The sequence below is a fragment of the Bacillus arachidis genome (assembly GCF_030285945.1).
GTDB lineage: Bacteria > Bacillota > Bacilli > Bacillales > Bacillaceae_G > Bacillus_A > Bacillus_A arachidis.
This window is the reverse complement of sequence record NZ_CP127376.1, coordinates 854,041-879,753: the sequence shown is the minus strand read 5'-3', so window position 1 is coordinate 879,753 and position 25,713 is coordinate 854,041. Positions and strand designations below refer to the sequence as shown.

At 36.0% G+C, this 25,713-nt stretch carries 20 protein-coding genes and 1 riboswitch; of the genes, 6 read left to right on the top strand and 14 right to left on the bottom strand.

Annotation, left to right across the window (positions count from 1 at the left end; genetic code table 11):
- Positions 1–179: 179 nt before the first annotated feature.
- The 3 genes from QRY57_RS06140 to QRY57_RS06130 all read right to left on the bottom strand — a co-directional run bounded on the left by QRY57_RS06140 (position 180) and on the right by QRY57_RS06130 (position 3,031).
- Positions 180–395, bottom strand: coding sequence for a DUF6366 family protein (locus tag QRY57_RS06140; protein ID WP_286016911.1), 216 nt, complete (start codon positions 393–395; stop codon positions 180–182).
- 132 nt (positions 396–527) lie between these two features.
- Positions 528–2,018: a coproporphyrinogen III oxidase gene (locus tag QRY57_RS06135; protein WP_026590720.1), complete on the bottom strand. Its 1,491-nt coding sequence runs from the start codon at positions 2,016–2,018 to the stop codon at positions 528–530.
- Positions 2,019–2,158: 140 nt separating this feature from the next.
- Entirely contained in the window at positions 2,159–3,031 is an 873-nt protein-coding gene (locus QRY57_RS06130) for a Cof-type HAD-IIB family hydrolase (protein WP_286016910.1), read from the bottom strand.
- A gap of 135 nt (positions 3,032–3,166) precedes the next feature.
- Here QRY57_RS06130 and QRY57_RS06125 point away from each other — a divergent pair, with 135 nt between their 5' ends.
- Positions 3,167–3,781 carry a DNA-3-methyladenine glycosylase gene (locus QRY57_RS06125; protein ID WP_286016909.1) on the top strand — a complete coding sequence of 205 codons (615 nt, stop codon included), beginning with the start codon at positions 3,167–3,169 and terminating at the stop codon, positions 3,779–3,781.
- A gap of 35 nt (positions 3,782–3,816) precedes the next feature.
- On the opposite strand, the gene QRY57_RS06120 is transcribed toward QRY57_RS06125, so the two are convergent.
- Together QRY57_RS06120 and QRY57_RS06115 are read right to left on the bottom strand one after the other, a co-directional pair.
- Positions 3,817–4,170, bottom strand: coding sequence for a YlbF/YmcA family competence regulator (locus QRY57_RS06120; protein ID WP_286016908.1), 354 nt, complete (start codon positions 4,168–4,170; stop codon positions 3,817–3,819).
- Positions 4,171–4,308: 138 nt separating this feature from the next.
- A complete protein-coding gene (locus QRY57_RS06115; protein WP_286016907.1) occupies positions 4,309–5,445 on the bottom strand; it encodes a DUF445 domain-containing protein in 1,137 nt (378 codons plus the stop codon).
- 510 nt (positions 5,446–5,955) lie between these two features.
- Between QRY57_RS06115 and QRY57_RS06110 the strand changes: the two genes are divergently transcribed.
- The gene (locus tag QRY57_RS06110; protein ID WP_286016906.1) at positions 5,956–7,344 is read left to right on the top strand and encodes a YheC/YheD family endospore coat-associated protein; all 1,389 of its coding nucleotides are present in this window, start codon (positions 5,956–5,958) and stop codon (positions 7,342–7,344) included.
- Between the two features lie 18 nt (positions 7,345–7,362).
- On the opposite strand, the gene QRY57_RS06105 is transcribed toward QRY57_RS06110, so the two are convergent.
- The gene (locus QRY57_RS06105) at positions 7,363–7,608 is read right to left on the bottom strand and encodes a hypothetical protein (RefSeq protein WP_026590727.1); all 246 of its coding nucleotides are present in this window, start codon (positions 7,606–7,608) and stop codon (positions 7,363–7,365) included.
- A gap of 421 nt (positions 7,609–8,029) precedes the next feature.
- Here QRY57_RS06105 and QRY57_RS06100 point away from each other — a divergent pair, with 421 nt between their 5' ends.
- Complete coding sequence (locus QRY57_RS06100) at positions 8,030–8,227, top strand: alpha/beta-type small acid-soluble spore protein (protein ID WP_026590728.1); 198 nt, start codon at positions 8,030–8,032, stop codon at positions 8,225–8,227.
- Between the two features lie 49 nt (positions 8,228–8,276).
- On the opposite strand, the gene QRY57_RS06095 is transcribed toward QRY57_RS06100, so the two are convergent.
- From QRY57_RS06095 to QRY57_RS06065, 7 genes are all read right to left on the bottom strand, one after another.
- Positions 8,277–9,011 carry an amino acid ABC transporter ATP-binding protein gene (locus QRY57_RS06095; RefSeq protein ID WP_286016905.1) on the bottom strand — a complete coding sequence of 245 codons (735 nt, stop codon included), beginning with the start codon at positions 9,009–9,011 and terminating at the stop codon, positions 8,277–8,279.
- Positions 9,012–9,039: 28 nt separating this feature from the next.
- The gene (locus QRY57_RS06090) at positions 9,040–9,738 is read right to left on the bottom strand and encodes an amino acid ABC transporter permease (protein ID WP_026590730.1); all 699 of its coding nucleotides are present in this window, start codon (positions 9,736–9,738) and stop codon (positions 9,040–9,042) included.
- Complete coding sequence (locus tag QRY57_RS06085; protein WP_208018001.1) at positions 9,725–10,522, bottom strand: amino acid ABC transporter substrate-binding protein; 798 nt, start codon at positions 10,520–10,522, stop codon at positions 9,725–9,727. The genes QRY57_RS06090 and QRY57_RS06085 overlap by 14 nt, the downstream gene beginning before the upstream one ends.
- Before the next feature lie 381 nt (positions 10,523–10,903).
- Positions 10,904–11,743 (bottom strand): GNAT family N-acetyltransferase, encoded by an 840-nt coding sequence (locus tag QRY57_RS06080; protein WP_208018002.1) that lies wholly within the window; start codon positions 11,741–11,743, stop codon positions 10,904–10,906.
- A gap of 452 nt (positions 11,744–12,195) precedes the next feature.
- Positions 12,196–14,196 carry an ABC transporter ATP-binding protein gene (locus tag QRY57_RS06075; protein ID WP_286016904.1) on the bottom strand — a complete coding sequence of 667 codons (2,001 nt, stop codon included), beginning with the start codon at positions 14,194–14,196 and terminating at the stop codon, positions 12,196–12,198.
- Positions 14,193–15,947, bottom strand: coding sequence for an ABC transporter ATP-binding protein (locus QRY57_RS06070; RefSeq protein WP_208018004.1), 1,755 nt, complete (start codon positions 15,945–15,947; stop codon positions 14,193–14,195). The genes QRY57_RS06075 and QRY57_RS06070 overlap by 4 nt, the downstream gene beginning before the upstream one ends.
- Positions 15,948–16,941: 994 nt before the next feature.
- On the bottom strand, positions 16,942–17,601 hold the full coding sequence (locus tag QRY57_RS06065) for an AAA family ATPase (protein WP_286016903.1): 660 nt from the start codon (positions 17,599–17,601) through the stop codon (positions 16,942–16,944).
- Positions 17,602–17,836: 235 nt separating this feature from the next.
- A riboswitch (Lysine riboswitch) is annotated at positions 17,837–18,019 on the top strand.
- Between the two features lie 151 nt (positions 18,020–18,170).
- Here QRY57_RS06065 and QRY57_RS06060 point away from each other — a divergent pair.
- The 3 genes from QRY57_RS06060 to QRY57_RS06050 all read left to right on the top strand — a co-directional run bounded on the left by QRY57_RS06060 (position 18,171) and on the right by QRY57_RS06050 (position 22,080).
- Positions 18,171–19,586 (top strand): amino acid permease, encoded by a 1,416-nt coding sequence (locus QRY57_RS06060; RefSeq protein WP_026590736.1) that lies wholly within the window; start codon positions 18,171–18,173, stop codon positions 19,584–19,586.
- A gap of 68 nt (positions 19,587–19,654) precedes the next feature.
- Positions 19,655–20,860, top strand: a complete 1,206-nt coding sequence (locus tag QRY57_RS06055) for an ABC transporter permease (RefSeq protein WP_090691310.1) — start codon at positions 19,655–19,657, stop codon at positions 20,858–20,860.
- 743 nt (positions 20,861–21,603) lie between these two features.
- Entirely contained in the window at positions 21,604–22,080 is a 477-nt protein-coding gene (locus QRY57_RS06050; RefSeq protein WP_286016902.1) for a hypothetical protein, read from the top strand.
- A gap of 239 nt (positions 22,081–22,319) precedes the next feature.
- Here the strand turns inward: QRY57_RS06050 and QRY57_RS06045 are convergent, their stop codons facing one another.
- Positions 22,320–25,673, bottom strand: coding sequence for a trifunctional glycoside hydrolase family 18/polysaccharide deacetylase/glycosyltransferase family 2 protein (locus QRY57_RS06045; protein WP_286016901.1), 3,354 nt, complete (start codon positions 25,671–25,673; stop codon positions 22,320–22,322).
- Positions 25,674–25,713: the final 40 nt, after the last annotated feature.

Here is a 25,713-nt window from a genome sequence, read left to right as displayed (position 1 = left end):
TGGATGAGAAAATTTCAAGGTGTGGCAACCAAATACCATGATAACTCTCTATTGATTCAGATAGCTTGAAATGCAAGTAGAACAAATGTTAATGTTTATTTCAGCGTGTCCAAAATCCAATCATACTACGGCTGAATTCTTGAAAAGTGCATAATAAAAGACCTCAAAAAGAGGTCTTCTTATTTAAAGAATAGTGATGCTAAGACAAAACCTAGTACAATTACAAGGATTAGGATGCCGATACCTTTCCAACCTAAACTACCTACTAAATCAACAAGGTTTCCAGTTCCAGCCCTATTAAATGCATCATTCATATTTCCAGTTGGATTTCTTTTTAACGCTTCTTGCCTTAGTCTTTCTCTTGCTCTTTCAGGAGTTTCTTTGTCCTCGCTCATTTTGAAACCTCCTATTTTTTGTAATCATAACACAATTTGTTGATTACAAGGAAGCGATTATTAATTAGTTGCTTCCCCCCGCTTTAACTAATAATCCGTGGAGGATGAGCCCCCACGGATTAAAGTTTCACTTTATGAGAATAGCTCTTTTAAAATCTCAAGCTTATCTTCTGTATATTTAATGTAACCATCATTATATGATTTCGGATCTTTCGGGTTTGCGAAATGCGTAATCGCCCCCGTTTTTGGATGAACAAATTTACTTGATGCACCGCAACCAAGACCGATAATGGATTGTACTTCTTCCATAATCACGATATTATAAATACTTTCTTGCGTCGGCATTGCGTAACCAACATTTTCTAAGTTACCTAAAATGTTCTTTTGGCGGTATAAATAATACGGTACGTAGTTATGATTCTTTGTCCACTCTTCTGCTTCATGCATCATCGCTGTAATTTCTTCGCGACCTGCCACTTTATATTTACGCTTATTTTGCGTCATTTCAGAAGCACGTTTAAATGATAATGTGTGAACTGTTAATGATTCTGGCATCAACTTTTCTGTTTCATCTAACGTATGTTTGAAGATTTCTAACCCTTCACCAGGAAGACCAATGATTAAGTCCATATTAATATTGTTCATTCCCATTTGACGTGCCAGATGATACTTCTCAATCGTTTCTTCCACCGTATGATGACGTCCAATTGCTTTTAACGTTTCTTGATGGTACGACTGCGGGTTAATACTAATACGGTCAATGTTCCATTTATTTAATACTTCTAGTTTTTCTGGCGTAATCGTATCTGGACGACCTGCCTCAACTGTTACTTCGCGTACTTCTTTCACATCCGGGAACGATTGGTACATTTCCTCATACAGCATATCCATCTCTTCTGCTGTAATACTTGTCGGTGTACCGCCTCCGTAATAAATCGTTGTAACCTTAACACCTTTTTCTTTTAAAAACTTACCGATTTCACGAACTTCATAATGCAGACCGCCTAAGAAAGAATCCACCGATCCTTGACGCCCATTAATCGCATAAGCAGGGAATGTACAATATGCGCATTTTGTCGGACAAAACGGAATACCGATATAAATACTTACTTCTTCTTTCAAACGATATAAATCTGGAACAACTGCTAATTGGCAGTCAACAATGCGCTGCAGAAGTTCAATTTTTTCTTCGTGGATTAAATAGCTTTCACGAAGTTCCTTATGTGCTTCTTCTTTTGACATACCGTTTTGAAGCATTTTGTGAAGAAGCTTTGTTGGACGCACTCCTGTTAAAATGCCCCAACTCTGTTCCAATCCTGTTAACTGCTGCAGAACAGAAAGATACACATAAGAAACCACATGCTTTACTTGCTTCATTCTTTCTTTTTCTTCTGTAAAAGAAGATAAATCTTTTGAGAACGTTTCTTCATATACATCCCCAGTTTGAGCGTCTGTTAAACGTGCTGAAGCTGTCACGTTTCCTTCTATCTGTATTTCAACAATAAGATTCGCATCTTCTTTCTCAAATCCTATCGTACTTTCTTCAAAAAATAAGCCGCTAATATTTTGCAGCGGACGTAAAAAACGATCATCTTGTAACGTTTTTATTGAAATTAACAACACTTATCACCTTTTCATTTGTAAACTCTCTTTAGTTTACTTGAAGGGCGTTTTCAGGTCAATACAGAAGCTTTTACCTCATTTTCCCGGAAAGACAAACACTAAGAAACGCAGCTTTCAGGCTGCGTTCTTTCGTCATCTTATCACCATTTATGAACCTGCGAGTGATTTTTTAGAAATGGAAGTGGAAATTGCTTTCGAAAATGTTCTTTAATCATATACTCGACTCCGTTTTCACTATTAGAACGCGTAATCCAGTTTGCTGCTTGTTTCACTGGAATAGGTGCATCTCCCATCGCAACTCCTAATCCAACATTCTCGATGACATCTAAATCTTCCAAACTATCGCCAATTGCTACCATTTCACTCAGTTCGATTCCAAGGTGTTCTCCCAATAATTGCAAACCTCTTAATTTCGATACATGCAGCGGAAGAATTTCTATCCTTCCCCCATCGGATTCTACATACTCGACATTTTCAAACGCTTTTTTCAACGTTTTAAGCGCACGTTCTCTTTCTCCTCTACTTGCAAAGACAACATCAATTTTCGGAGCTGCAACAGGTTGATCACGAAGTGCGTCCCCTAATGAATCTACAAATTGAACAGGATAAAATAACGGGTCCGAACTCGATAATACAGTGCGCGCAATTAAGTTTGGTGTATTTCGTTCACGGTTACCAATAGAAAAACGTTCATGCGAAATACGGATATTACATTCAAAATGTTCCAGTACTTGCACGATATTAAACGTTTTTTCCTCTGATAATCTTTTTTGAATGAGCGGTTTATCTAATGAAGCAGAAATAAAAGCACCGCTATGCGTAACTAATATGGAATCTAGTTTTAATGACTTCGCTATTTTATGAGCTGATTGAAAGTGCCGACTTGTAAATAGCGTAACATATACACCTTTTCGCTTTACAAAATCAATCGCTTCTCGTGTTCCTTTTGGTATCTTCCCGTTTTTCTGCATGAGTGTTCCATCTATATTAAGAGCCAACAAGCGATAAATCATGACGCATTCCTCCTCTTAGCTGCTTTTACTCTATCCATAATTTATGAAAGAAATTTATTAATTAGAACGAGTTAGAATCCTTGGCATAAATTTGGTTTATGATATACGTATATCATCAGTAAAGGGGATATCCATATGAAAGCACCTCCTTCTTTTTATGAGGGCGATACATTAGAAGTTGCTAAAAATTTACTCGGTCAGAAACTTGTACATATAGTAGATGGAATCAAACGAAGCGGGTTCATTGTAGAAGTAGAAGCATATAAAGGGCCAGATGATAAAGCTGCACATAGCTATGGCGGAAGACGAACCGAACGAACGGAAGTCATGTTTGGTGCACCAGGACATGCCTATGTATATCTTATTTATGGTATGTACCATTGTTTTAATGTCATCACTGCTCCAGTTGGTACCCCTCAAGGCGTTCTCATCCGGGCACTAGAGCCTATTGATGGAATAGAAGAAATGAAAATAGCACGCTATGGTAAAACGGAACTTACGAAAGCACAATACAAAAATGTAACGAACGGACCTGGAAAGCTATGCCGCGCACTTGGAATTACTTTAGAGGAACGAGGGCTATCACTGCAAGGGGATGAACTATATATTGAATTAGTCCCTGAAGAAGAACATCTATCCTCTCAATATGAAATAATGACTGGTCCTCGCATCAATATTGACTATGCAGAAGAAGCCGTTCATTATCCTTGGCGATTTTATTTTAATGGTCATCCATTTGTATCTAAATAAAAAAGACGTTTCCCTCCCAGGAAACGCCTTTCTAATTAAGCTTGATATGAAGTATATACTTCTTCAAGCGGCTTCATGATAATTTTGTTAATGTCGCCGATTACAATATTTAAACGTTGCTCTGCTTCCATTAATTTTACGATTTTTTGATCTTGTTGAATAAGCGCTACAACTTCTTGTGCTTTTTGGTTATCTTCTTCTGTGATTTCTTGGCCTTGCATCATTTTTTGTTGTAAGCCCATTTGCATTGTACGGAATTGATCAAATAGTTCTTTTGAAGCTGCATCGCCTTGTACTTCTGCATAACTTTCTTTTAGTGCTTGAAAATCTGTATTTTCTGCGATTGCTTTTTGTAATTCATATGCAACATCATGAATATTCTTTGTCATTGTATTTTTCCTCCTTTAGAGAGCTCGGTCTATTTTCCCTCGCTCTTTGAGTACCTTGTGATACGCACCTTTTTACAATAACAAACTATACACGAGATGTGAAGAAATTTCACTTTATTTATAATTAGAGGCATCCGATTAGCTGAAAAGCAGCAATAACAAGCCTTGAATCAATCCAATCGTCCCTCCTAATAACGCTCCTAAATATGTAATCATCTTCAGTTCACTTTTCGTAATCGATAGCACAAGATCTTCTAATCTCTCTGTTGAGAATGTAGATACTTCTTGTTGTACGATTTCAGCAAGACGTAAATTTTTCAAAATCTGTTCGGTATTGTTTACTCCAAACACTAAACCTTTTTTCACTAAACTTGGAATCATTGTTTGTACAACCTTTTCCCTAACTGGTTCACACACTTTTTGAACAGATTGATCGAAAAATCCTCTTACCGTTTCTTCTATTTTAACTGTCGATAGAATTGACTTTACAACCGTTTCTTTCTCTATAAAGGACTCCAGTTCCTTCACTTCTCTTCCCTTTAATTTCTCCCACTCTTTTTGCAGTACATCACTTAAAAGCTGCTTCGTTCCTTCTTGTTCTAAAAACTTAATCACTTCTGGTTGCAGACGATCCACTAAACTTACATTCCCTAAAAACATACCTACTAAATTTAATAATGTACCTCGTGAAGCAAAGAAGTCATCAATCATTTTAGCAAGGCGCTCTTTTCCCTCTGCACTTTCAAAAAAGCTTTTACCTCTATCTAAAATAAATGATGCTACATTCGGAATCATTTGCTCCACTTTTTCATGAACAGAACTAGGTAAAGCTTGTTCCCACGTATATGTATAATATTGTGATAAAAACGCCTCAATTTTTTTCACAATCATATTTTCAATTTGTTGGACTGCCTTTCTTTCTACATCCTCTAAGCCCCATTTTTCTAAAACCTCTCGTAATGATTGCTCGTTCACCAAAATTTTATCTACCTCTAGTTGTACCCACTGAATAAGCTCTTGTTGAAACTTTTCATCTGTTAACTTCTTTCCGATTCCTTCTGGCGTTAACAAATGATCCACAACCATTTTTCCTAGTTGCACCGCAAGTTCATCACGACGTTTCGGAATCAATCCTGGTGTAAACGGTACTCGAAACTTTCCAATATAAATAGGGCGATGCGGGCGAAATAACATTTTAATCGCTAAATGATTCGTATACCCACCAATTATCGCTCCTAACCCTGTTGTTGTTAACATATTTAACCACATATTCATGACAATATCAGCCTTCCATTTCTCCAAATATATATCTATATCTTACTACAACTTGTTACAAGTACAATACGCAATCAGCCCTTCATGTTGCGATATACTTGCTTTCGCTTGGCGAAAAAAATTCTGACCGATTCTATCCATATCCATAGCCGGAATCCTACCTCCCACCTAAAAGAAAAGGTTTTCTGTACGTTTTTCAACTCTTGTACTAACACATTGATCATCCAAAAATAGAATATCGTTATACGGGCAACAGTATAATGATATGGAAACATGTTTGCAATGTATAATGAAACCGTTTTGAAGCCATTACCGCGCAACTTCACAAGAGAAACCAAAAAAATTGAGCCGCTCTCTCTTCTCTTTTTACATAATGGATTCAATAGAGCACTTCGAATTATACATGCTAATTCGAAAACAACATGATTATTCACTGGCCGAAAGAGCTTCCCACGGCCCATTACGGTTGAATCCATTTACACCGTAACTGAAAAAGGAGTGACTACTATATTGAAAGATCATATTTACACATTACAAATTTCTACTGATCATCCAAGGTCGTTAACATTGCCCTATATATTTTCTAGCCCTTCTCTCTTTACATTTATTTCCTTCGGTACACGACATACGGCATGTGAAAATATTGAAATTCATTATACTTATGCTCACGAAATTATAATTGGCGAACAAATTGCGAAGGAACTTTATCTCCCGTTTCCAACTACCGTTCATGCTTTCATTCAAAATCAAACACTTATATTAGGGCCATTAATCGGTATTTTCACAACAGGTTTTTCGGAATCAGCTTCTCATCCCGTTGGCGACCGTTCCATCGGTTTCAAAGAGTTACTGACCACACCTCATTCTTTACACCCATTTGTTTTCTTATTTGGTGCACAACATATAAACTGGGATGAAGAAACAATTGATGGATACTTTTTCAAAGAGGGGAACTGGACACAGTGTAAGGTTCCTTTTCCAAACGTTATTTATGATCGATTGCCTAATCGGCAAGCAGAGCTTTACAAACCTATTGTTCGGGCAAAAAAACAATTACAAACAAAGTACGCCATTCCATGGTTTAACTCAGAATTTTTCAATAAATGGAATATACATCAGCTTCTTATAAAGGAAAAAACAGTCGCTTCCCTTTTACCTCAAACAGAAACATTTCAGCACTTCGAACAAGTAGAGCGTTCCTTATCATCATACAAACACATTTATATGAAACCTGCGCATGGTAGTTTTGGGCGCGATATTTATCAAATTCTTTATTCTGCTTCAGAAAACCGTTATTATTGTCGTTATCGTGAGAAGAACCAGAATAAATTACGAAAGTATCACTCTTTGGAAACACTTATCAATCATGTTATGCAAGGTCAGGATTTAAAAAAGTTTATCGTTCAACAAGGAATTGTATTATTACGTATAGATGGGCAGCCAATAGATTTTCGAATTCATACAAATAAAAATCGTTTTGGTAATTGGAGAGTTAGTGCTATCGTTGTCAAAGTTGCTGGAAAAGGCAGTATAACAACTCATATAAATAGTGGCGGAGAAGTAAAGCTACTCCAAGATATCTTTCCTGATGCAACGGAGCGTATTCGAATTACGAATAAATTAACAGATGCAGCCTTACAATTAAGTTCTATTTTGGATCAGCATATAGAAGGAAATATCGGAGAAATTGGTTTTGATTTAGGTTTGGATAAAGATGAGAAGATTTGGCTATTTGAAGCCAATTCCAAACCTGGAAGAACCGTATTTCAGTCCGAAAAATTACAAGAATATAATGAACTGACGAGACAGTTATTTTATGAGTATGCCATACATTTAACAGAACAGCATTCTTCTCATTCAAAAAAGCTATTACCAGAAGATAAAACTTCCATCCTATAATAGGTGGAAGTTTTTTCATTACATCAGTTTTACCATTAGTTCAGTTTGTGTGCCACACGTCCCGCAATAGAAAACATGAACACAATATTGCTCCGAACTCTCCCCTGTTAACCCGTCTACTGCACTTAATAAATCTTGATCCATATATGCGCTATAAGCATCTGTATAATCTACAACTTTCCCATAATCTTGGAGTACATTCATGCAAATTTGACAACTATATGTTTGAGCCTCTAGCGCATTACAAAGTGGACAGATTGCCATTGATAACTCCTCCAATCAATAGAGGTTTCATATTTACGATTAGTGTGACCTTCTTTTAGAAAAATACAAATTAAAAAAACGAAATAAAATCATTCTTTTTAGGCGGGAGAGAGCATCCGGTCATGCATAGAAGCTGTCAAATCCTCTTCCTACGTCAGGCCTTAGTAGAAAACCAATAAAGAAAAAGAGTGCTGGCCACCTCTCGTTATCCACAGCCGTGACGTATATGGTGAAAAATCAAAGTTGGTTTATTCATTTACAAAATTTACAATTTATTAAACCGCATATCTTTCTACGTAACACCCATACTATGATTACACTCATCTCAAACGATGGATTAGCGCCAAACGGGCGATAATCTGGTTCAACTCCAGCTAATCCAACCAAAAAAACTTTTATACTCTAAGGAGGATATATTCCTATGGCAAACCAAAATAACCCATTAGTAGTACCAGGTGCAACAGCTGCAATCGATCAAATGAAATACGAAATCGCTCAAGAATTTGGTGTACAATTAGGAGCAGATTCTACAGCTCGTGCAAACGGTTCTGTTGGTGGCGAAATCACAAAACGTTTAGTAGCAATGGCTGAGCAAAGCCTTGGTGGATTCCAAAGATAAATATATATGGCAAAAAGGTCTCAGGGTATTCGCCCTGAGACCTTTCTTTTTACTGAAGCATTTGTAAAAATCGCTTCGTGCGTTCTTCTTTCGGATTTGTAAATACCTCTTCTGGTGTACCTTGCTCCACAACAACGCCGCCATCCATAAAAATGACACGGTTCGCAATCTGATGAGCAAAGCGCATTTCATGTGTTACAATTACCATCGTCATTCCTTCATTTGCAAGTTCCTTCATTACTTTTAGGACCTCTTGTACAAGTTCTGGATCTAATGCTGACGTTGGTTCATCAAATAATAAAACTTGTGGTTCCATCGCAAGCGCACGAGCAATTCCGACACGCTGCTGTTGTCCGCCTGATAGTTGGAATGGATATAGATTCATCTTGTCACCAAGTCCAACTTTTTCAAGGAAATACGTCGCTTTCGTCTTCGCTTCTTCTTTCCCCATCTTTTTCACTGTAACAAGCCCTTCCATGACATTTTGGATTGCTGTTAAGTGAGGAAATAGATTGTGGTGCTGGAACACCATACCTGTTTGTATACGAAGATTTACAATATCATTCTTCGTTATTTTTTTAGAGAAATCCAGTTCTTTATCACCAATACGAACAATACCTGCATTTGGTGTTTCTAATACATTCAGGCAACGTAAAAATGTTGTCTTACCAGATCCAGATGGTCCAATAATTACAACAACCTCACCTTTTTCCACGGATAAATCGATATGACTTAGTACAGTGTTATCACCGAAACTCTTTTGTAAATGTTGAATTGAAATCATAAAAACAAAAACTCCTTTTGTAAAAGGATTATTTTAAAGTATAACGTTCTGAACGTTTTTCTAATATTTGTTGCACGATAGATAATAAGAAACAAATCACCCAATAAATAAGACCTGCTTCAAAATAAACAATTAAAAATTCATAGTTCATCGCTGCGATTTCCTGTGCTTTTCGGAACATTTCTGTTACTAAAATTAACGATGCTAATGAAGTATCCTTCACTAAGCTAATAAACGTATTCGAAAGTGGCGGAATCGATACACGTGTTGCTTGTGGTAAAATAATGCGTTTTAGCGCTTGTGGATATGTCATACCGATTGTATACGCTGCTTCCCATTGTCCTTTCGGAATAGACAAAATAGATGCGCGAATAATTTCAGATGCATACGCACCAACATTTAATGAAAATCCAATAACAGCTGCTGGATATGGATCAATCTCAATTTGTAAAGTTGGAAGTCCATAGAAAATAATAAATAATTGTACAAGAAGTGGTGTTCCGCGAATAATAGATACATAGATACGAGCAATCCATTGTAAAATGCGACTATTTGAAATACGAGCTAAAGCCGTGAAGGTCGCCAATATAATACCGATCACAAATGTGATAAGCGTTAATGGAATTGTTGTGAAAAGAGCACCCTCCAGCATAGGCTTGAAGGATGCTTGCATGATATCTATCCATGTAGATAATCGATCTGTAACGATTACACTACTTAGATACATTTTCACCGAACCATTTTTTCGTTATTTTGTCATACGTACCATCTTTTTTCATATCTTCTAACGCTTTATCTACTTCTTGTACTAATTTATCGCTACCTTTACGGAATAAAAACCCACTTTGTGATGCTTCTTTTTCTGTATCTGCAATTTTAATGTTTGCATCTTTTTTCGTTTGTAAATAGTTTAATACTGATAATTTGTCATTGATTGTGAAATCAACACGTCCTGAGTTAAGTAATTCTACTGCTTGGCTAAATCCTTCTACACCTTGGATTTCTGCGCCATTTTTCTTTGCAATGTCCGCATAGTTACTTGTTAAAGACTGCGCTGCTTTCAAACCTTTAATATCTGTAAATGATGCTGGCTTATCTTTATCTTTTCGAACGACAAGTGCTGCTGAAGAAGAAATATATGGTTTAGAGAAATCATATTTCTTTTGACGATCTTCACGAATTCCAACCTCGTTTGCAACCATATCGAAACGTTTTGCATCTAGTCCAGCAAGTAAGCTGTCCCATTGTGTTTCTTTAAATACTGGTTTCACGCCTAGACGTTTTGCAATTTCTTCTGCTAACTCAACGTCAAATCCAGTTAATTTATTGCTTGAATCATGAAATGTAAATGGTGGATATGTACCTTCTGTACCAATTACAAGTTCACCACTTTGTTTAATTTTTTGTAATGCATCTTGACTACCTGTATCTTTTTTCTCTTCTTTGCCACAGCCCGCTACAATTCCGACCGCTAGTGTAGCTACTGCAAGCACTGAAAATAATTTCTTCATGATATTAGTCCTCCAAGTATTCAGATAGGAATTTAAAAACTATATTGATTGTATGCAATCTTGAACAATTTTTCAATGAAAATGTTCGTGATTAGTGTATCCTTTTTTTTCATAATCAAACAACATGATATAAAACCAATACATACAAAAAATAAGTAACGTTTTTAAATATAGCATTTATAGAGGAAAAGGTAAAACAAAAAACCTTTCTTTTTAGATGAAAGAGAGCGGCCAATCATGCATAGATGCGGACAGGGCTGTTTTCGCCTCATGCCGCACGAAAAATCAATGTTGTTGCTTTTTGAGATAAAGAAAGGGAACTCCTATGAATTTGAGTTCCCTTTCTCCATTAAAGTCCCTGTGGAATAACGAGTGTTTCATTTATAAGAACTTTCGATAAACCTGTGTATTGTGAAGCGGCTTAAAGCCTAAAGAGTTGTACAACCTCTCAGCACTTTCGTTTCCCTCTAAAAAACATATTCGAATTTCTTTGTACCCTGCTTCTAACATCTCGTTCATACCGAATTGTAAAGCCTTACGTCCATATCCCTTTCCTTGGTGACTTGGCGCAACCATTAAATTATCTAATATCCCTTCCCCAGTCGTAACCGATGCAACAATTTGCTCACCTTCTAACACCAAATATACATTATTTTTATTGTTTAATTTGTATGTTTTTACACTGTCTTCTGGAGCGAGGTAAGGTTTAATATCATTCTTTTCATGCAGCTCGTAATAACATGCCTGCACCATTTTTACAAACTGATCAAAAAATCGATCTTCATATTTAATAAACTTAATGTCTGTTTTAGGAAAGGCCCCTCCCTTGTATACCGATTCAAGTGAACCCCACCATTTTTCAAACCCCATTTTCTTAGCAAAACCAGTAGGGTTTTCTGATTCGACTCTCATATAAGTACATACAAAATCCGGTTTTGTTTCAGAAATTACCTCTTCCATCGCTTTATATAATGTAGAACCAATACCTTTTAAACGGGAATCTGGTTCTACATAAACACTGATTTGAGCAATAGACTCTCCGGCACTATTGGTATAGACAGATGAGTATGAGAACCCTTCAATTCCATTTTGTTCATATAAGAGAAATTGCGTAGAATTTAGGACAATATCCTCTAAAGAACCTACCTCTTCTTCTATCTCCATACTTTGTATTAGATGTAATATACTGACCTTATCTTCTTCCCTATAAGCACGTATCATTTAAATAATCCCCATCTCCCATTGCATAATTAGCCTGATGCGTATTCCACGACCCTATCCTTTAACGGCACATCGCACAATCATTAGTCCTATGTTTTTTGTCCAGAATTTGAAACCAACTCAAATCCACTTTACGTTTCCCTTTTTCTGAGCACAAAAAATACGCCTCGTCAATTTCGCCAATACCTTAAAACGATATCGGCGCACAGAGGGCAGGTGCCCCTGTTTCTCAACACCTTTAAAAGAGCTTGCTACATTAGCAAGCTCTTTTAAGAATCTAATACACAATACCCAATCATTCCGCACAATAGTAAAAAGAAAGCAATGTTAAATGTAACTGATAATTCTTCCATCCCTATCTCCCCCTTTCCTCCAACATATCACATGGATAAGGAAAGATACGGAAGCATTTGTAAACATTGCTTTAAAGTTTTCTGAACATTCCGTGAAAGTTACGCACTTTGACTTCCTTCCATTTGTGTTTTGTACATTTCATAATAACGACCTTTTTTCTGCATTAATTCATCGTGAGAACCCTTTTCGAGAATCGTTCCCCGGTCGAGTACAATGATTTGATCCGCGCTCTTAATGGTTGAAAGGCGATGTGCAATGATAAAGGTTGTTCTTCCTTTCTTTACAACCTCTAGCGCGCCCTGAATCATCGCCTCTGTCTCTGTATCAATACTTGAAGTCGCTTCATCTAACACTAAGATGGCAGGATCGAATGCTAGCGCACGTGCGAAGGATATAAGTTGACGCTCTCCAGTTGAAAGCGTACTTCCTTTTTCCGTAATTTCTTCTTCTATATTGTTAGCAAATCGCTCTGCTCCTACATCGTGCAGTGCTTTTATAATTCGATCATTTGAAATCTTTGGATGCTCTAAACTTACATTCGAAGCTACCGTACCACTAAATAAAAATGGATCTTGCAGCACAATCCCCATATGCTCGCGAAGTGCCTGCTTTGGTATATCTTTCACATCATACCCATCAATTGTAAGTTTTCCTTTTTGAAACTCATAAAATTGGAAAAGTACATTCATAATGGAACTTTTCCCAGATCCAGTATGACCAACAAGAGCAATCGTCTCTCCTTTTTTCGCCTCGAAAGAAATATTTTTTAACACCTCATCTTTTCCGTTATAAGAAAATGAAACATTATCAAATCGAACATTTCCATTCAGACGCGGGATACGCTCTTCCTGAAGTACTTCTCCCTTTTCATCCAACAGTTCAAATACACGTTCCGATGCAACCCGCGCTTGCTCTAAGTTCGCGAGCTGATTTACCATATTTGTAATTGGTGAGAAGAGCCTTGTTAAATAATCGACAAATGCATACAGCACTCCTAAAGAGACAACCCCAGCAGCACTCAAAGAGGCGCCGCCAAAATACCAAATAACGGCCGTAAAAGCAATATTACGCAAGACTCCTACTAAGTTATGGGATGTCGCTGCATTTAAATTTAAAATTTTATTTTGATACTTAAAATAATCTTCATTTAATTCTTCAAATTCTTTCTTTGTTGTACGTTCTTGACGAAATGCCTGGATGATAGGCATCCCTTGGATTGATTCATTCACTGTTCCATTAATATCTGATAACCGAGAGCGCATCTTATGATTGTACACCGAAGCATATTTTCGATATAAAACAGCCCAAACAATTAAAATTGGTATGATGATTAAACATAGGAGTGCTAATTTCATATCAAGTAAAAATAAAGCAATAAAGATTCCAATAATATAAATAAAACTAGAAGCAAATGTCGCTAAAACTGTTACATATAACTCACGAATCGCCTCTGTATCATTCGTTACACGCGATACAATTTTCCCTGCTGGTAAATGGTCAAAATAACGGATCGGTAGGGTTTGAATATGAGAAAAAACATCTTCGCGCATAATTTGAATGATTTTATTCGATGCTTTCTGTAAGAAAAACTGCTTACCATATGCAAATAAAGATACAACTAACAATAGTGCAAAATATCCTCCGCCAAGTAAAAGCAATCGTTTCATCTCAGGTTCATAAAACGAATATACCTCTTTAGCTGTTAACATTTTTGCTTTATACACTTGCGTTGCTTTCCCACTTTGAACTGTAACGATATCTCCCTTTACAGAACGTGTTCCCTCTGCTGCAATTTTGTTAGGTACAAAGTAATAAGTGAAACCGACCTGTATAATACGAACTTCTTTTCCTTTTTGTTCCCCTTGTTCAAAACGGTCGCTTCGCTTATACCAAGTGCCGTTATATAATACTGCGTCCTCACCTTGCCCCGTTTCATACCAAGGCTTCTCAATGCCGACAATATGATCATCAATCATTACCTTTGCCACAAATGGCCCTGCGAGCTCTGCAATAACGAAAATAAATAACATTGCAAGTGCCACAAAAATCGTTCCTTTTACTTTCATGGCGTACTTAAATAACCGCTTTGAAACACTCATATTTTCACCTCACCCTCTATATTCTCACCCTGTTGTCTTTCAAACTGCTCCGCATACCAGCCATCATTAGAAACGAGTCTATCATGCGTTCCCTCTTCTATGATTTCACCATTATCCATAACAAGAATCCAATCCGCATGCTGCACAGCTGACAGGCGGTGCGTTGTTATAATTGTTGTTTTTCCGCTTCTTTCTCTTCTTATATTTTCAATAATCGCCGCTTCCGTTCTGGCATCCACAGCCGATAATGAATCATCTAAAATTAAAATTTCTGGATTTTGAATAACAGCTCTCGCTATTGAAATCCGTTGTTTTTGCCCGCCAGATAAAGAAACACCTTTCTCTCCAACAAGCGTCTCTAATCCTTCAGGAAGAAACTCCAAATCTTTTTTGAATGCCGCGATTTCAATAGCCTTTTCAAGTTCCTCCTGACTTGCTTCCCTGTTTCCAAACAAAATATTTTCGCGTGCTGTTTTTGAAAATAGAATATGCTCCTGCGGTACATACCCAACCCAGCCTCGCACGCTTTCAGTTGAAATTTGACCAAGCGTAACGTCCGACACTGTAATATCCCCTTCCCCAAGTGGATACTGGCGAAGAAGTTGTCGAACAAGAGTCGTTTTACCACTCCCTGTTTTCCCAACAACGCCAAGCGTTTCTCCTTGTTTTAATGAAAAAGAAACATTTTTCAAATTAAGTTCAGGTGAAGCCGGATACGAAAAGGAAACTTTATCAAAATCGATATACTCTGGTTCGTGTACACGCATCGGCTTTTTCACGTTTTTCACGTCAGGCTCATACGCTAACGTTTCATTAACACGATCTAGCGAAGCATTCCCCCGCTGCATGACATTGATTAATTCACCAATCGCAAACATTGGCCAAATCATCATCCCAAGGTAAACGTTAAAGGAAACAAGTTCCCCAAGCGTCACCTTTGATTGGAAAACTAAAAACGCTCCATATACAAGACCAATTAAATAGCTAAGACCAACTAGCATCTTCACAGTTGGCTGAAACAGTGCATCAATTCTTGCTACTTTCATATTTTTTTCATATACATCTGTTCCTAATTGATGGAATCTTTCTTCATCCGCTTTCTCCTGCACATATGCACGAATAACACGCACGCCTGCAATCGATTCAAGTACTTTATCATTCATATCCCCAAACGCATCTTGCGCAACGGTAAAGCGTTCATGTAACTTCTTCCCATATATATTCATCGCATATGCCATAATCGGCAGGGGAAGAAGCGCCGCAATTGTAAGTTGCCAACTAATTGAAAAGCCCATCATAAAAACAATTGTGAGCATATATAAACTAGAATCAACGAGCGTCAATATCCCAAATCCTGCAGTCATAGCAATCGCCTTTAAATCATTTGTCGCTCTCGCCATTAAATCACCAGTACGATTTTTGTGATAAAAGGTCGGTGTCATTTTGAGCAAGTGTCCCATAAATTTTGAACGCATCGTTTTTTCAAGCACGAATGCCCCGCCAAATAATTGGTGCTGCCATACATACGTGAGTACATATCCAACTATCGTCGTCACGACTAAAATCCAAATATATTTCATAATTACTTCGCTTGTTAAAGACCCTATTTTTATATGATCAATTGTTAAACCGATTACTTTTGGAGGAATTACCTCTACTACATTTACAATTAGAAGCGCTCCAATTGCGATACTGTACCTCTTCCAATGTTCTTTAAAAAACCATGTTAACTTTTGTAATACTGAAAACAATGAAATCTCTCCCTTCTCGATCTTGTTTCAGTCTATCTCTGTTATCCACTATCAAAAGGCCCCACTTTTACATTGCGTAAATTGTACTGTTTCATCATTACATCTCACCTTCCATATTTTTCTTTATCGAAACCATACAAAGTATGGAAACAACCAAAAGTAAAGACAAAAAAGCGCATACCGCCGCTTGACGATATGCGCAAAAACGCATAAAAGCGTACGTTACGAACTACGCAACGTACGCTTTTTTGAAAACAAAAAAGCACTATCTTTCCGTACGGGTTGCGTAATGATATGAATGTTTTCCACCACGTAATACAGCTAAGCCAGTCATATTTACCATTACAATCATTACACACACCTCCTTGTTTTATTTTCCATTTTTAATTTTATAACTTGAGTAACTTTTCTGTCAATTATTTTTTTCATTATTTTACCAAACAAACTTTTATCACAAAAAATGAAAGATATATACTCCCTTTTCAATACTCGAAAAAAATTATCTATCAATAATATTATGATAACCCTATATTCCACTTACAAATAAGGTAAACCCCTTTCAGAAAGAGCATGCAAAATAAAAATCATATAAGAAACCATCCCCATAAATATTTTATTTAAAAAATATCCCCCCCACAATCACCATATACTCACTCTTACAAGTTGCTATTTTAGGAGGACAAATCCTGTTAGAAGCTAATCTACGGCTGTAGATTAGCTTCTTTTTTATATAAATACAAATTGAAAAGCCATTCTTTTTAGTTAGGAAGAGAGCGTCCGGCCATGGATAGAATCGTCAGTGCCTTTTTGCCCCCATGCCAAGCGAGAACAAAAGGAGAAAGCGAGTGGAGATTACCTTTTATTTTCATAGCCACGACTTAAGTGCTTGAAATTGAAATCCCCCCCTTCACTTCATTTAGAGAAGATGGACTTCTCAGTTAAAATGGATACATCTATGTTGGAAAATCAAGTCGGATATATATTCTTTCATTCCCTATTCACTTATCTCATATGCTTTAGGGTTACTACTCATTACCCAATCCATTACATTCTCTAATAAAGATACAGAGTAATTATGTTGTTTTTCTAGATTCAAGCGAGACAAAATATCAAAAATACTTTTTGTATTTTCTTCAATACTCACTGCATCTACAAAATGGACTACATTAGGAGAAACAGTATTCATATATTGAAAATACTGCTTTTGTGGTTCTATAAGCCTTAGATGTTTTTCAAAGTTACTTCGTCTTTGGGTCGTATCATTTTCTTTCCTTTTTCTTAATTCTGTTTCACTTGTAGAAAGATGAATGTAGACACCCGGAAATCCTATCTGTTTCCGTTTCATTTGATTTACATAAAACTCTTTCAAAAACGGTAAAGTTTGTGGAAACTCCCCCTCATAAATCCAGTTATACCAAATGGGCTGAAAGATATCTCCATCAAATAAAACTACATCATACGATTTTAATTTTTCTTGTGCGAGTTGCCATCTTTCAACTTGCCTTTCGAGATACCAATTTTCCGGTTCAGGATTAGGGCGCTGAAATAAGAAATTTACTTCTGGAATCACATAAGCATTGTACAACTCCGCAATCCTTTTACACGTCGTCGTTTTACCAATACCACTGGCACCTTCTAAACAAATTAACGTCATACCGTACCTCCATTTACTAATTACTATGTAATTCTTTTTCCGAAACACGATTTCACTATTACGCTTCAATAGTTTAACACATAAATTAACCGAACTTTTTTTCTAAAAAATGCTCTCTTCTTTTACTAACAAATTGTTCGCTATAGTCTGACTATTACCATATCCATTGACGTATAAAAATACATTTGTTACCCTTGATTATGTTAATTTAATACATAAATCCTCATTCGTATCTCGGTGAGGTAGAGGTTGCAATCATTAAGAGTATCATTTCAGGAGATGTAGTGGCATCGATGAATGAATGGGAAAGGAATGGTTGCCGAAGTAAGACATGCCCACTGTGCATTCTTGCTGGGTCTGCTATTTAATAAATGCAGAACTGTCACAAACAATTTGTTTGTGGAGAGCTATCGAGAGGTATGTCGTGGGTTTCCTATAAGATAGAAAGCACGTAGCGACAATGACACGTGCTTTTTTTGTTTTGTATGAAGCTTACCTTACTTCCTTTTTGGAAGACATACATATCTCCTCGCTTGACTTGGTTATACTAACTTGGGAGGTATTCTTTTATGCAACAAAAAAAATGGGGCTTTTGGGTACTGACAGCATTTGTTGTCGGCAATATGGTTGGCGCTGGTATTTTCATGGTGCCTAGTACATTAGCACAAACAGCAAGCCCACTCGGTGTTACATTAGCTTGGTTAACAACAGGATTTGGTGTTTTAATGCTAGCTCTTGTTTTCGGTAATTTGGCAATTCGTCGTCCTGATTTAACAACAGGACCACAAAGTCATGCATATGCTTTATTCTCATCACCAAAAAAGAAAAAAATGGCTGGTTTCAGCATAGTTTGGGGCTACTGGGTCGCAAACTGGGCAAGTAATGTTGCTATTATTACATCTTTTGCAGGTTATTTATCACTCTTCTTCCCTATTATGAAAGATACACGTATCTTATTTTCAATCGGCTCTTTCGATGTGGAAGTTGGAAAACTGATTACATTCTGCATCTGTTCTTGCTTACTATGGGGAACACATATGATTTTAACAAACGGTGTAAACGGAGCCGGGAAATTAAACTTCCTAGCAACAACAACAAAGGTGACTGGATTCCTTCTATTTATCGTTGTTACTTTGTTTGCATTTCAAGCTTCTAAATTTGGACAATGGTACACACCAATGATTGATAAAGAAGGCGTGTCACATGGACTACTTTCACAAGTAAATTTAGCTGCCCTTACAACACTTTGGGCATTTATCGGTATTGAATCGGCCGTTCTTTTATCAAACCGTGCGAAATCGCCAAAAACGGTAAAACATGCTACTGTAGCTGGCTTATTAATAACTGTTGCCATTTATTTAGGAATTACAATTTTAACAATGGGTGTTCTTCACATTGATAAACTACAAACTTCTGAACGTCCATTAGCTGATGCATTAAATGCTGCAATGGGTCATGGCGGTGGGAAATTAATGGCACTACTTGCCCTTACTTCCCTATTCGGCTCTATCTTAGGCTGGATTTTATTAAGCTCAGAAGTACCGTATCAAGCGGCAAAAGAGGGGTTCTTCCCTTCCTTCTTTGCAAAAACAAATAAAAAAGGGAGTCCTATTTACTCATTACGATTAACAAACATTATGTCACAAGTATTCTTATTCTCAACATTATCAGGGACAATTGCTGAGGCCTATACATTCGTTATTACTGTCTCAACCTTAGCCTACTTAATCCCTTATCTCGTTTCACCGATCTTCCAATTAAAACTTGTTGTAACTGGTGAAACGTATAAAAATGAAATGAGCTCACGAATTATAGATGGTATTGTCGCATTCATTGCCCTTTGCTATGCACTATGGGTTATTAAAACGGGATCCTCAGATATAAAAACATTCCTTCTTGGAATTGGCTTATTTGTAATTGGTTTCGCCTTTTATCCATTAATGAATCGTGATCAAAAAAGAAATAAAAACGAACAAGTTGCTTAAAGCAATTTGTTCGTTTTTATTTTGGTACAAGAAAGAAACCTTTATAATAGATGATAGAGGTGAAAAACATGTCAATTGAAACGCTATGGAGCGATCGCTTTCAAAAACATCTTCAAAACAGCATAATGTATTTTTTCCGGATGATTAGTGGTTTATTGTATAGCTTCATCTTTATCTCGTGTATCGGTGCTTATTATTACGCCAAGTTTTTAAAAACAGCTCCTTCTAAAGGAATCTCATTATTACTCATCACAACTGTACTTACAATCGTTATAACGAGATGTAAGATCCGTACTTTTATCCAAAAGCCTGACGCTGTCTATTTACTGGCACTTGAAGAGAAATTAACACCTTATTTCAAACAATCTCTTTTCTATAATTACGCCATACAGCTTTTCCCATTACTATTTACGTTTCTAATCATTACACCGCTGGCAATACAAACATTACAGACACCTGTTCCATTCTTATGTACGATCTTTTTCATTTTAATGTTAATAAAAGGTTGGAACCTGTATATCAATTGGATATGGCGTGATCAATATAACAGCCAAATCTGGTTCATCATTCGATTCACTTGTAACGCACTGATTCTTTATATGCTCTTTCAGTCCGTATCAGTCGTTCTATTCGGTGCTGTTCTCTTGCTTCCAGCCTTTATACTTATTTATACAGTAAAACAACCAACAAAACGAATTAACTGGGAGTATATCATTGAACAAGAAGAAAAAATGGACATGCACTTTTACCAATTTGCAAGCTTTTTCACTGATGTTCCGCAGCTAAAAAAACAAGTAAAGAAAAGAAAATGGCTAACAAATTGGATAGAACCTATATTACATAAAAACCAATCTACTTTTTTATATTTGAACACTTTATCATTCTTACGTGCAAATGATTATTTTGGAATATACATTCGATTAACTGCCATTGGTTCTTTTATTTTATATTTCGTACCAAATATATTTGTAAAAGGCGCTATTACTTGTTGTCTCTTATATATGACCTCGATGCAACTGCGTTCCTTGTGGAAATATTTTTCGGGAAATACTATTGTGGCATTATATCCGATTGCATCTGAAGAGAGGGTACGTCAATTTCTTATTCTTTTATTTTCATTAGCAGTCGTTCAGCTAGCGGTATTTTCTATTATTATATTCGCTTCACTACAGCAGTTTTTACCTATCCTTTCAACTGTTATAGTCAGCATATTTTTTATTAAATTTATTATCGTACCAAAAACAAAAAAACGAATTTCTTCATCGGAAATTTAAATGAATGATTGTGTATTCTGAATGAAAAAACAGAAAGTGTAGCTAAAGCAGCTACACTTTCTGTTTTTTATTCTCAACAATTAAATAGCAAAACTAACTCTAGAAGATATGTACCTAGGATGATGTATCTTCAATTTATTGAACTACCCCACCTACCTCTACACGCGCCTGAGGTGGGGGATTCTCCTGTTTCGGTCCTAGCCAAAACAGTTCCCCTCGATAAAATTGTTTATAGAACCTATAGACACAATAAAATATCTGCTTCATTTTATTTTATATAAACGAAAAAAAGAACTCATTAGAAGATGAGTTCTTTTTCGGCTCGTGTTCTTCAAATAAAATTTTTAAAAGAAGATAGTTACAATTTTTACATTTATATATTATGGAATCAAATATTTATTTTAGGAGTTACCATAATGTAATAAAAATACAATGTGTTAAAAAATCGTATACTTTTTTTGCACTCATTTTTGCCACCTCTTTCTATTTGATGGCTTTATTGTATAGGATGTAAGTAATTACGTAAGCGCTTGCATTACAGAAAAAGAAGGATGAAATACCAAAAGCTGCTTGTTAAATACGAAACAGCTTCTTTAATTCTTTTGCATAAGTACGGCTTACAGGTACTTTTGAATTGACTTTCTCTTTTTACAACGCTGTTTTCGTAAGAATTGTTGCTATCTTGACCATACTGATAAAAGGTTGACTTTCAACTAGTAAATTAGATTTAAAGGAGGGTTAACATGAAAGATGAATTAAGTATAAATATCTATTTAGGTGAAACTGATACTCCGTTTTCAAGATATTATAGCTCAGATGATGTTCACCTAAGCTCTGACCTTGAAGATTTTATTTTGTCAAAGCTACACAGTGGCAAAAGAAAAGAAGTAGAAATATTTTTTTCAGGTCAGAATGATTTTGATGAAAAGTCATTGAAGACTGCCACATTTAACACTTTTTCTAACCTTTTGAACGAAGAGGAATATACATATGCTAGAAATGTCAAAAAGGCTATTGTTTTGTTTGTGATTGGTATTATTATTGGGGTGATATTCTTGAAGCTTTCAAGCAATCATGCCTATATTGCAGGAGTATTAAGCATTGTGTGTTGGGTTTTTGTTTGGTCAGGTACAGAGGTTTATTTTTTTGAAAATCAGCAAATCAAACGAAACATTAGAAAATGCAAGAATATTCTAAATGGTAATGTGTACAAAAAATAGAATTTTAGTAAATATTTACATTTATAGATCTAATTTTCGGATTCTATCTTGTGCATTTATTTGGGTTATTGTTTGGACTTGGAAATTGTGATGAAGATTAATATCGCCATACGAAGAAAGCATATTTTCCCGTTCTCTCTTTTTCTACCACTTGCATTTTTCGTTCCACATCATTCATAGCTATTGTTATTCAAATTAAGAAGCTACTAGTAAAAAAAGAGAGCAGATTATCTGCTCTCTTATGATGCCTCATTATGTTTAGAGGAGTGCTCAACACTTCCCATTCTCTTCAATTTATTCCATCCCACAGCTACTCCTCGAATAGATGAAAAGACAGATTTAATTACAACATAAGTCATAAATTGACGATAAATAAAACGTTGTAAAATTAACCACGCTAATGGTTTAGGATTCTCTTTCTCTAATTTAAATGCGAAAAGAGAAGCGAAAAGATCCATTACAAAGAACACAAGATAAAATCCTAAAACTTTTAGAGGATTGCTACCAAATAGCCCCATAATCATTAATATATCTGCTAAAGGAGCAATGAATTGCAGAATATATTGAAATAGCCACATATTAGGTAATGCAACAAACCCTAATGTTTTATGCTTTGGATTAAACAACGCCTTTCGATGTTTCCAAAGACATTGCAGTGTACCATACGACCAACGATATCGCTGTTTAATGAGACTTTTCACATCTTCAGGCGACTCCGTATAAGCATACGCTTCTTCTTCATATACAATTCGATGCCCTTGACGTAAAAATGTTATAGTAAGATCCGTATCTTCTGCAAGTGTATCTTCGCTTAAATATCCAGATTCAACTACATTCTTTTTACGCCATGCCCCAATAGCTCCAGGAACTACCGTGATACAATCCAATTCATCAAAGGCTCTGCGTTCTAAATTAAATCCTGTAATGTATTCAACATGTTGCCAAGTAGTTAACAAATTCCGTCTATTTCCCACTTTGACATTACCTGAAACTGCCGCTACATTATGATCTTCAAAGTGTCTAATCATTAGCGAAATAGCATCTTGCGCAATAATAGTATCCGCATCTAAAGTGACAATGATTTCTCCTCGTGATTTTTGAAATCCTAAATTCATCGCGGATGATTTTCCACCGTTTTCCTTCTGAATTAAACGAACTTTAGGATGTTTATGGAATGCTTCTTGAATTACTTTTGACGTATCATCTTTCGAGCCGTCATCAACAACAATAACTTCAAAATCTCTATAATCACTATCCAAAATTGAGCGGATCGTCTTGGCTATAACCTTCTCTTCATTATATGCTGCTATCACAACACTAACGGAAGGCTGATAAGACGAATTAGTAAATAAACGGGACCTTGTTTTCCTTTTTTGCTTGAATGCAAAATAAATTAAAAATAGGAATCGGAAAATACCTAATCCAATAGCAATATAAAAAATAGTTGTTAATATGTGCTTAGCATATCCCGCTCCAGAAAAAACAGCTTTATTGTAAAGTAAATATTGCTTACCCTCAGAAGAAACGGGAGGCATAACTTCATCTCGTTCTTTACCCATTAAATCTGAAATTGTTACAAAACTATATCCATGCTTTTTAAGGTCTTTAATAATCATTGGCAGCGCCTCTACCGTATGAGTACGATTCCCTCCTGCATCATGGAGAAGAACAACATTTCCCTCCCCCTTATAAATGGGATTAAGAGCACGTTTTACCAATTCACTTGTTGATGGCGTCGCCCAGTCCTCAGGATCAACTTTTTCTGCCACCATTGTATAGTTCATATTTTGTGCACGCAAAATAGGCAATATTTCATTTGATGAATCCGGGTTAGCATCTGCTTCATATGGTGGCCTAAATAAAACCGTAGAATGTCCAGTTATTTCCTGAATCAGGCGCTGAGTTGTATTCAGTTCTACTTTTGTTCGTAGTAAAGACGTATCAGCTACGTTAGGATGCTTGAAGGTATGATTGCCAATTTCATGCCCTTCATCGTATATTCTTTTAACAAGACTAGGATTTAGTTGAGCGTTTTCACCAAGTACAAAAAAGGCTGCTTTTACTTTATTCTCTTTTAATATATCTAGAATTTCCGGTGTGTATTTAGGATCTGGTCCATCATCAAATGTTAGTACTACTTGTTTTCCTTTTGGTTTTCCATAGCGCTGCACTTGATATGCAGATGGTAGTGATTGATACACTTCATCTGTAAGATAACCTTCTTTGCCTACTTTAAAATCTCTTAATCCATTTTGTCTTTCATTCTCAATCTGTAAAATTTCGCCTTGTCCAGAATAATTTACTTCATCTAAACCAGCGATTTTATGTAATGCATCAGGATTTTTTTGTACTTCAATAGGATCTTTTAAAGCTTTCCATACAGTAGGATCTTCTGCTCCTAGTCTCCATAATGCAAACCCCTTTGCATTGTTGTTCATTGCGATTTTTACTTGATTATAAAGAGTAACACTATCTAAGAACCAAGCAGTATGTTCTTTCGCTCCTTTTTTATATCGAAAATAAGGGTTTCCACTAATCTTATCCCATTGAATTTTTATATTTGAATCATGAGCCATTGTCATAATTTCTGAGAAAGTTAAAGACTTCGCAGGTGCTTTACTCTTTACTTCCCAATCATATCCATAATTACCGAAAGCAACGATAAGTTTCTCAGAGGGAATGTCTAGTTCATTGAGCGTATGTTCAAACCATTTATTTGAAGCAATTGGTCCTGGTTTCCCTGCCCCATAGTGTTCGTCATACATCATGACAATCATACGATCTATTACTTTAGCTAATGCACCATAATCAAAGGCCTTATCATTAGCAGGGACATCTTGAGTTACGAGCAAATGATGTTTGTGAAAGACCGTAGTAAGTTCTTTCATGAAATTTGTTAATTTATCTCTATCACCTTCAGGTATTGACTCAAAATCAATATTAATACCCGCAAATTGATTCTCTTCAATTCGCTTTACTAAATCATTAATAAACTTTGTCTGTACATTATCTGGAGCATTCAGTAACTTATGAATAAGTTTACTATCAGGACCAGAAGCTTCTTGAGTATAGTTAGTAAGCAAAGGCATAATTTTCACATGATTTTTTTTTGCCAACTGTACAATCTCAGGTTTAATCTCACTACTAATTGTTAAGTTTGCTTTTAAGTGATACCACTCTGGTACTAACATGGTTAATGAATCAATATTTTCTTTTAAAGAAGCAGTACTATTTTCATCCCAGTTTACATAAAAACCATAAACTTCTTTAGGTTGTTCGCCATTGTCTATTAATTTTTCAGAATTTTCATTATTCTTTATTTCGGTATTAGGAGATTTGAATTCTTCCTTCTTTAACTGCTGGTCGCTGAGTTTTTGATTAATAGGTACAAGTTTAGTATCTTGCTTTACAGAAGGATTCATATTTGGAATTTCTGGTGTTGAAAAAATACTTCGAAAGAAAAAATAAAATACAATACTTACGCTAACTATTGAGATACATAGAAACCAACTGAAAGCTATTTTTCTTCTTCCTTTAGGATCATAAAAAACGGGTTTTGATTTATCTGTCTCTTGTTGAATTTTTTTCTCCATTATTTTTTTACATACTCCTTTTCTTTTTATTCTGAATGCA

Coding starts and splice junctions, on each gene's coding strand:
- QRY57_RS06140 (WP_286016911.1), bottom strand. CDS start 395: ATGAGCGAGGACAAAGAAACTCCTGAAAGAGCAAGAGAAAGACTAAGG.
- QRY57_RS06130 (WP_286016910.1), bottom strand. CDS start 3,031: ATGATTTATCGCTTGTTGGCTCTTAATATAGATGGAACACTCATGCAG.
- QRY57_RS06125 (WP_286016909.1), top strand. CDS start 3,167: ATGAAAGCACCTCCTTCTTTTTATGAGGGCGATACATTAGAAGTTGCT.
- QRY57_RS06120 (WP_286016908.1), bottom strand. CDS start 4,170: ATGACAAAGAATATTCATGATGTTGCATATGAATTACAAAAAGCAATC.
- QRY57_RS06115 (WP_286016907.1), bottom strand. CDS start 5,445: ATGAATATGTGGTTAAATATGTTAACAACAACAGGGTTAGGAGCGATA.
- QRY57_RS06105 (WP_026590727.1), bottom strand. CDS start 7,608: ATGGCAATCTGTCCACTTTGTAATGCGCTAGAGGCTCAAACATATAGT.
- QRY57_RS06100 (WP_026590728.1), top strand. CDS start 8,030: ATGGCAAACCAAAATAACCCATTAGTAGTACCAGGTGCAACAGCTGCA.
- QRY57_RS06095 (WP_286016905.1), bottom strand. CDS start 9,011: ATGATTTCAATTCAACATTTACAAAAGAGTTTCGGTGATAACACTGTA.
- QRY57_RS06090 (WP_026590730.1), bottom strand. CDS start 9,738: ATGTATCTAAGTAGTGTAATCGTTACAGATCGATTATCTACATGGATA.
- QRY57_RS06085 (WP_208018001.1), bottom strand. CDS start 10,522: ATGAAGAAATTATTTTCAGTGCTTGCAGTAGCTACACTAGCGGTCGGA.
- QRY57_RS06080 (WP_208018002.1), bottom strand. CDS start 11,743: ATGATACGTGCTTATAGGGAAGAAGATAAGGTCAGTATATTACATCTA.
- QRY57_RS06075 (WP_286016904.1), bottom strand. CDS start 14,196: ATGAGTGTTTCAAAGCGGTTATTTAAGTACGCCATGAAAGTAAAAGGA.
- QRY57_RS06065 (WP_286016903.1), bottom strand. CDS start 17,601: ATGACGTTAATTTGTTTAGAAGGTGCCAGTGGTATTGGTAAAACGACG.
- QRY57_RS06060 (WP_026590736.1), top strand. CDS start 18,171: ATGCAACAAAAAAAATGGGGCTTTTGGGTACTGACAGCATTTGTTGTC.
- QRY57_RS06055 (WP_090691310.1), top strand. CDS start 19,655: ATGTCAATTGAAACGCTATGGAGCGATCGCTTTCAAAAACATCTTCAA.
- QRY57_RS06050 (WP_286016902.1), top strand. CDS start 21,604: ATGAAAGATGAATTAAGTATAAATATCTATTTAGGTGAAACTGATACT.
- QRY57_RS06045 (WP_286016901.1), bottom strand. CDS start 25,673: ATGGAGAAAAAAATTCAACAAGAGACAGATAAATCAAAACCCGTTTTT.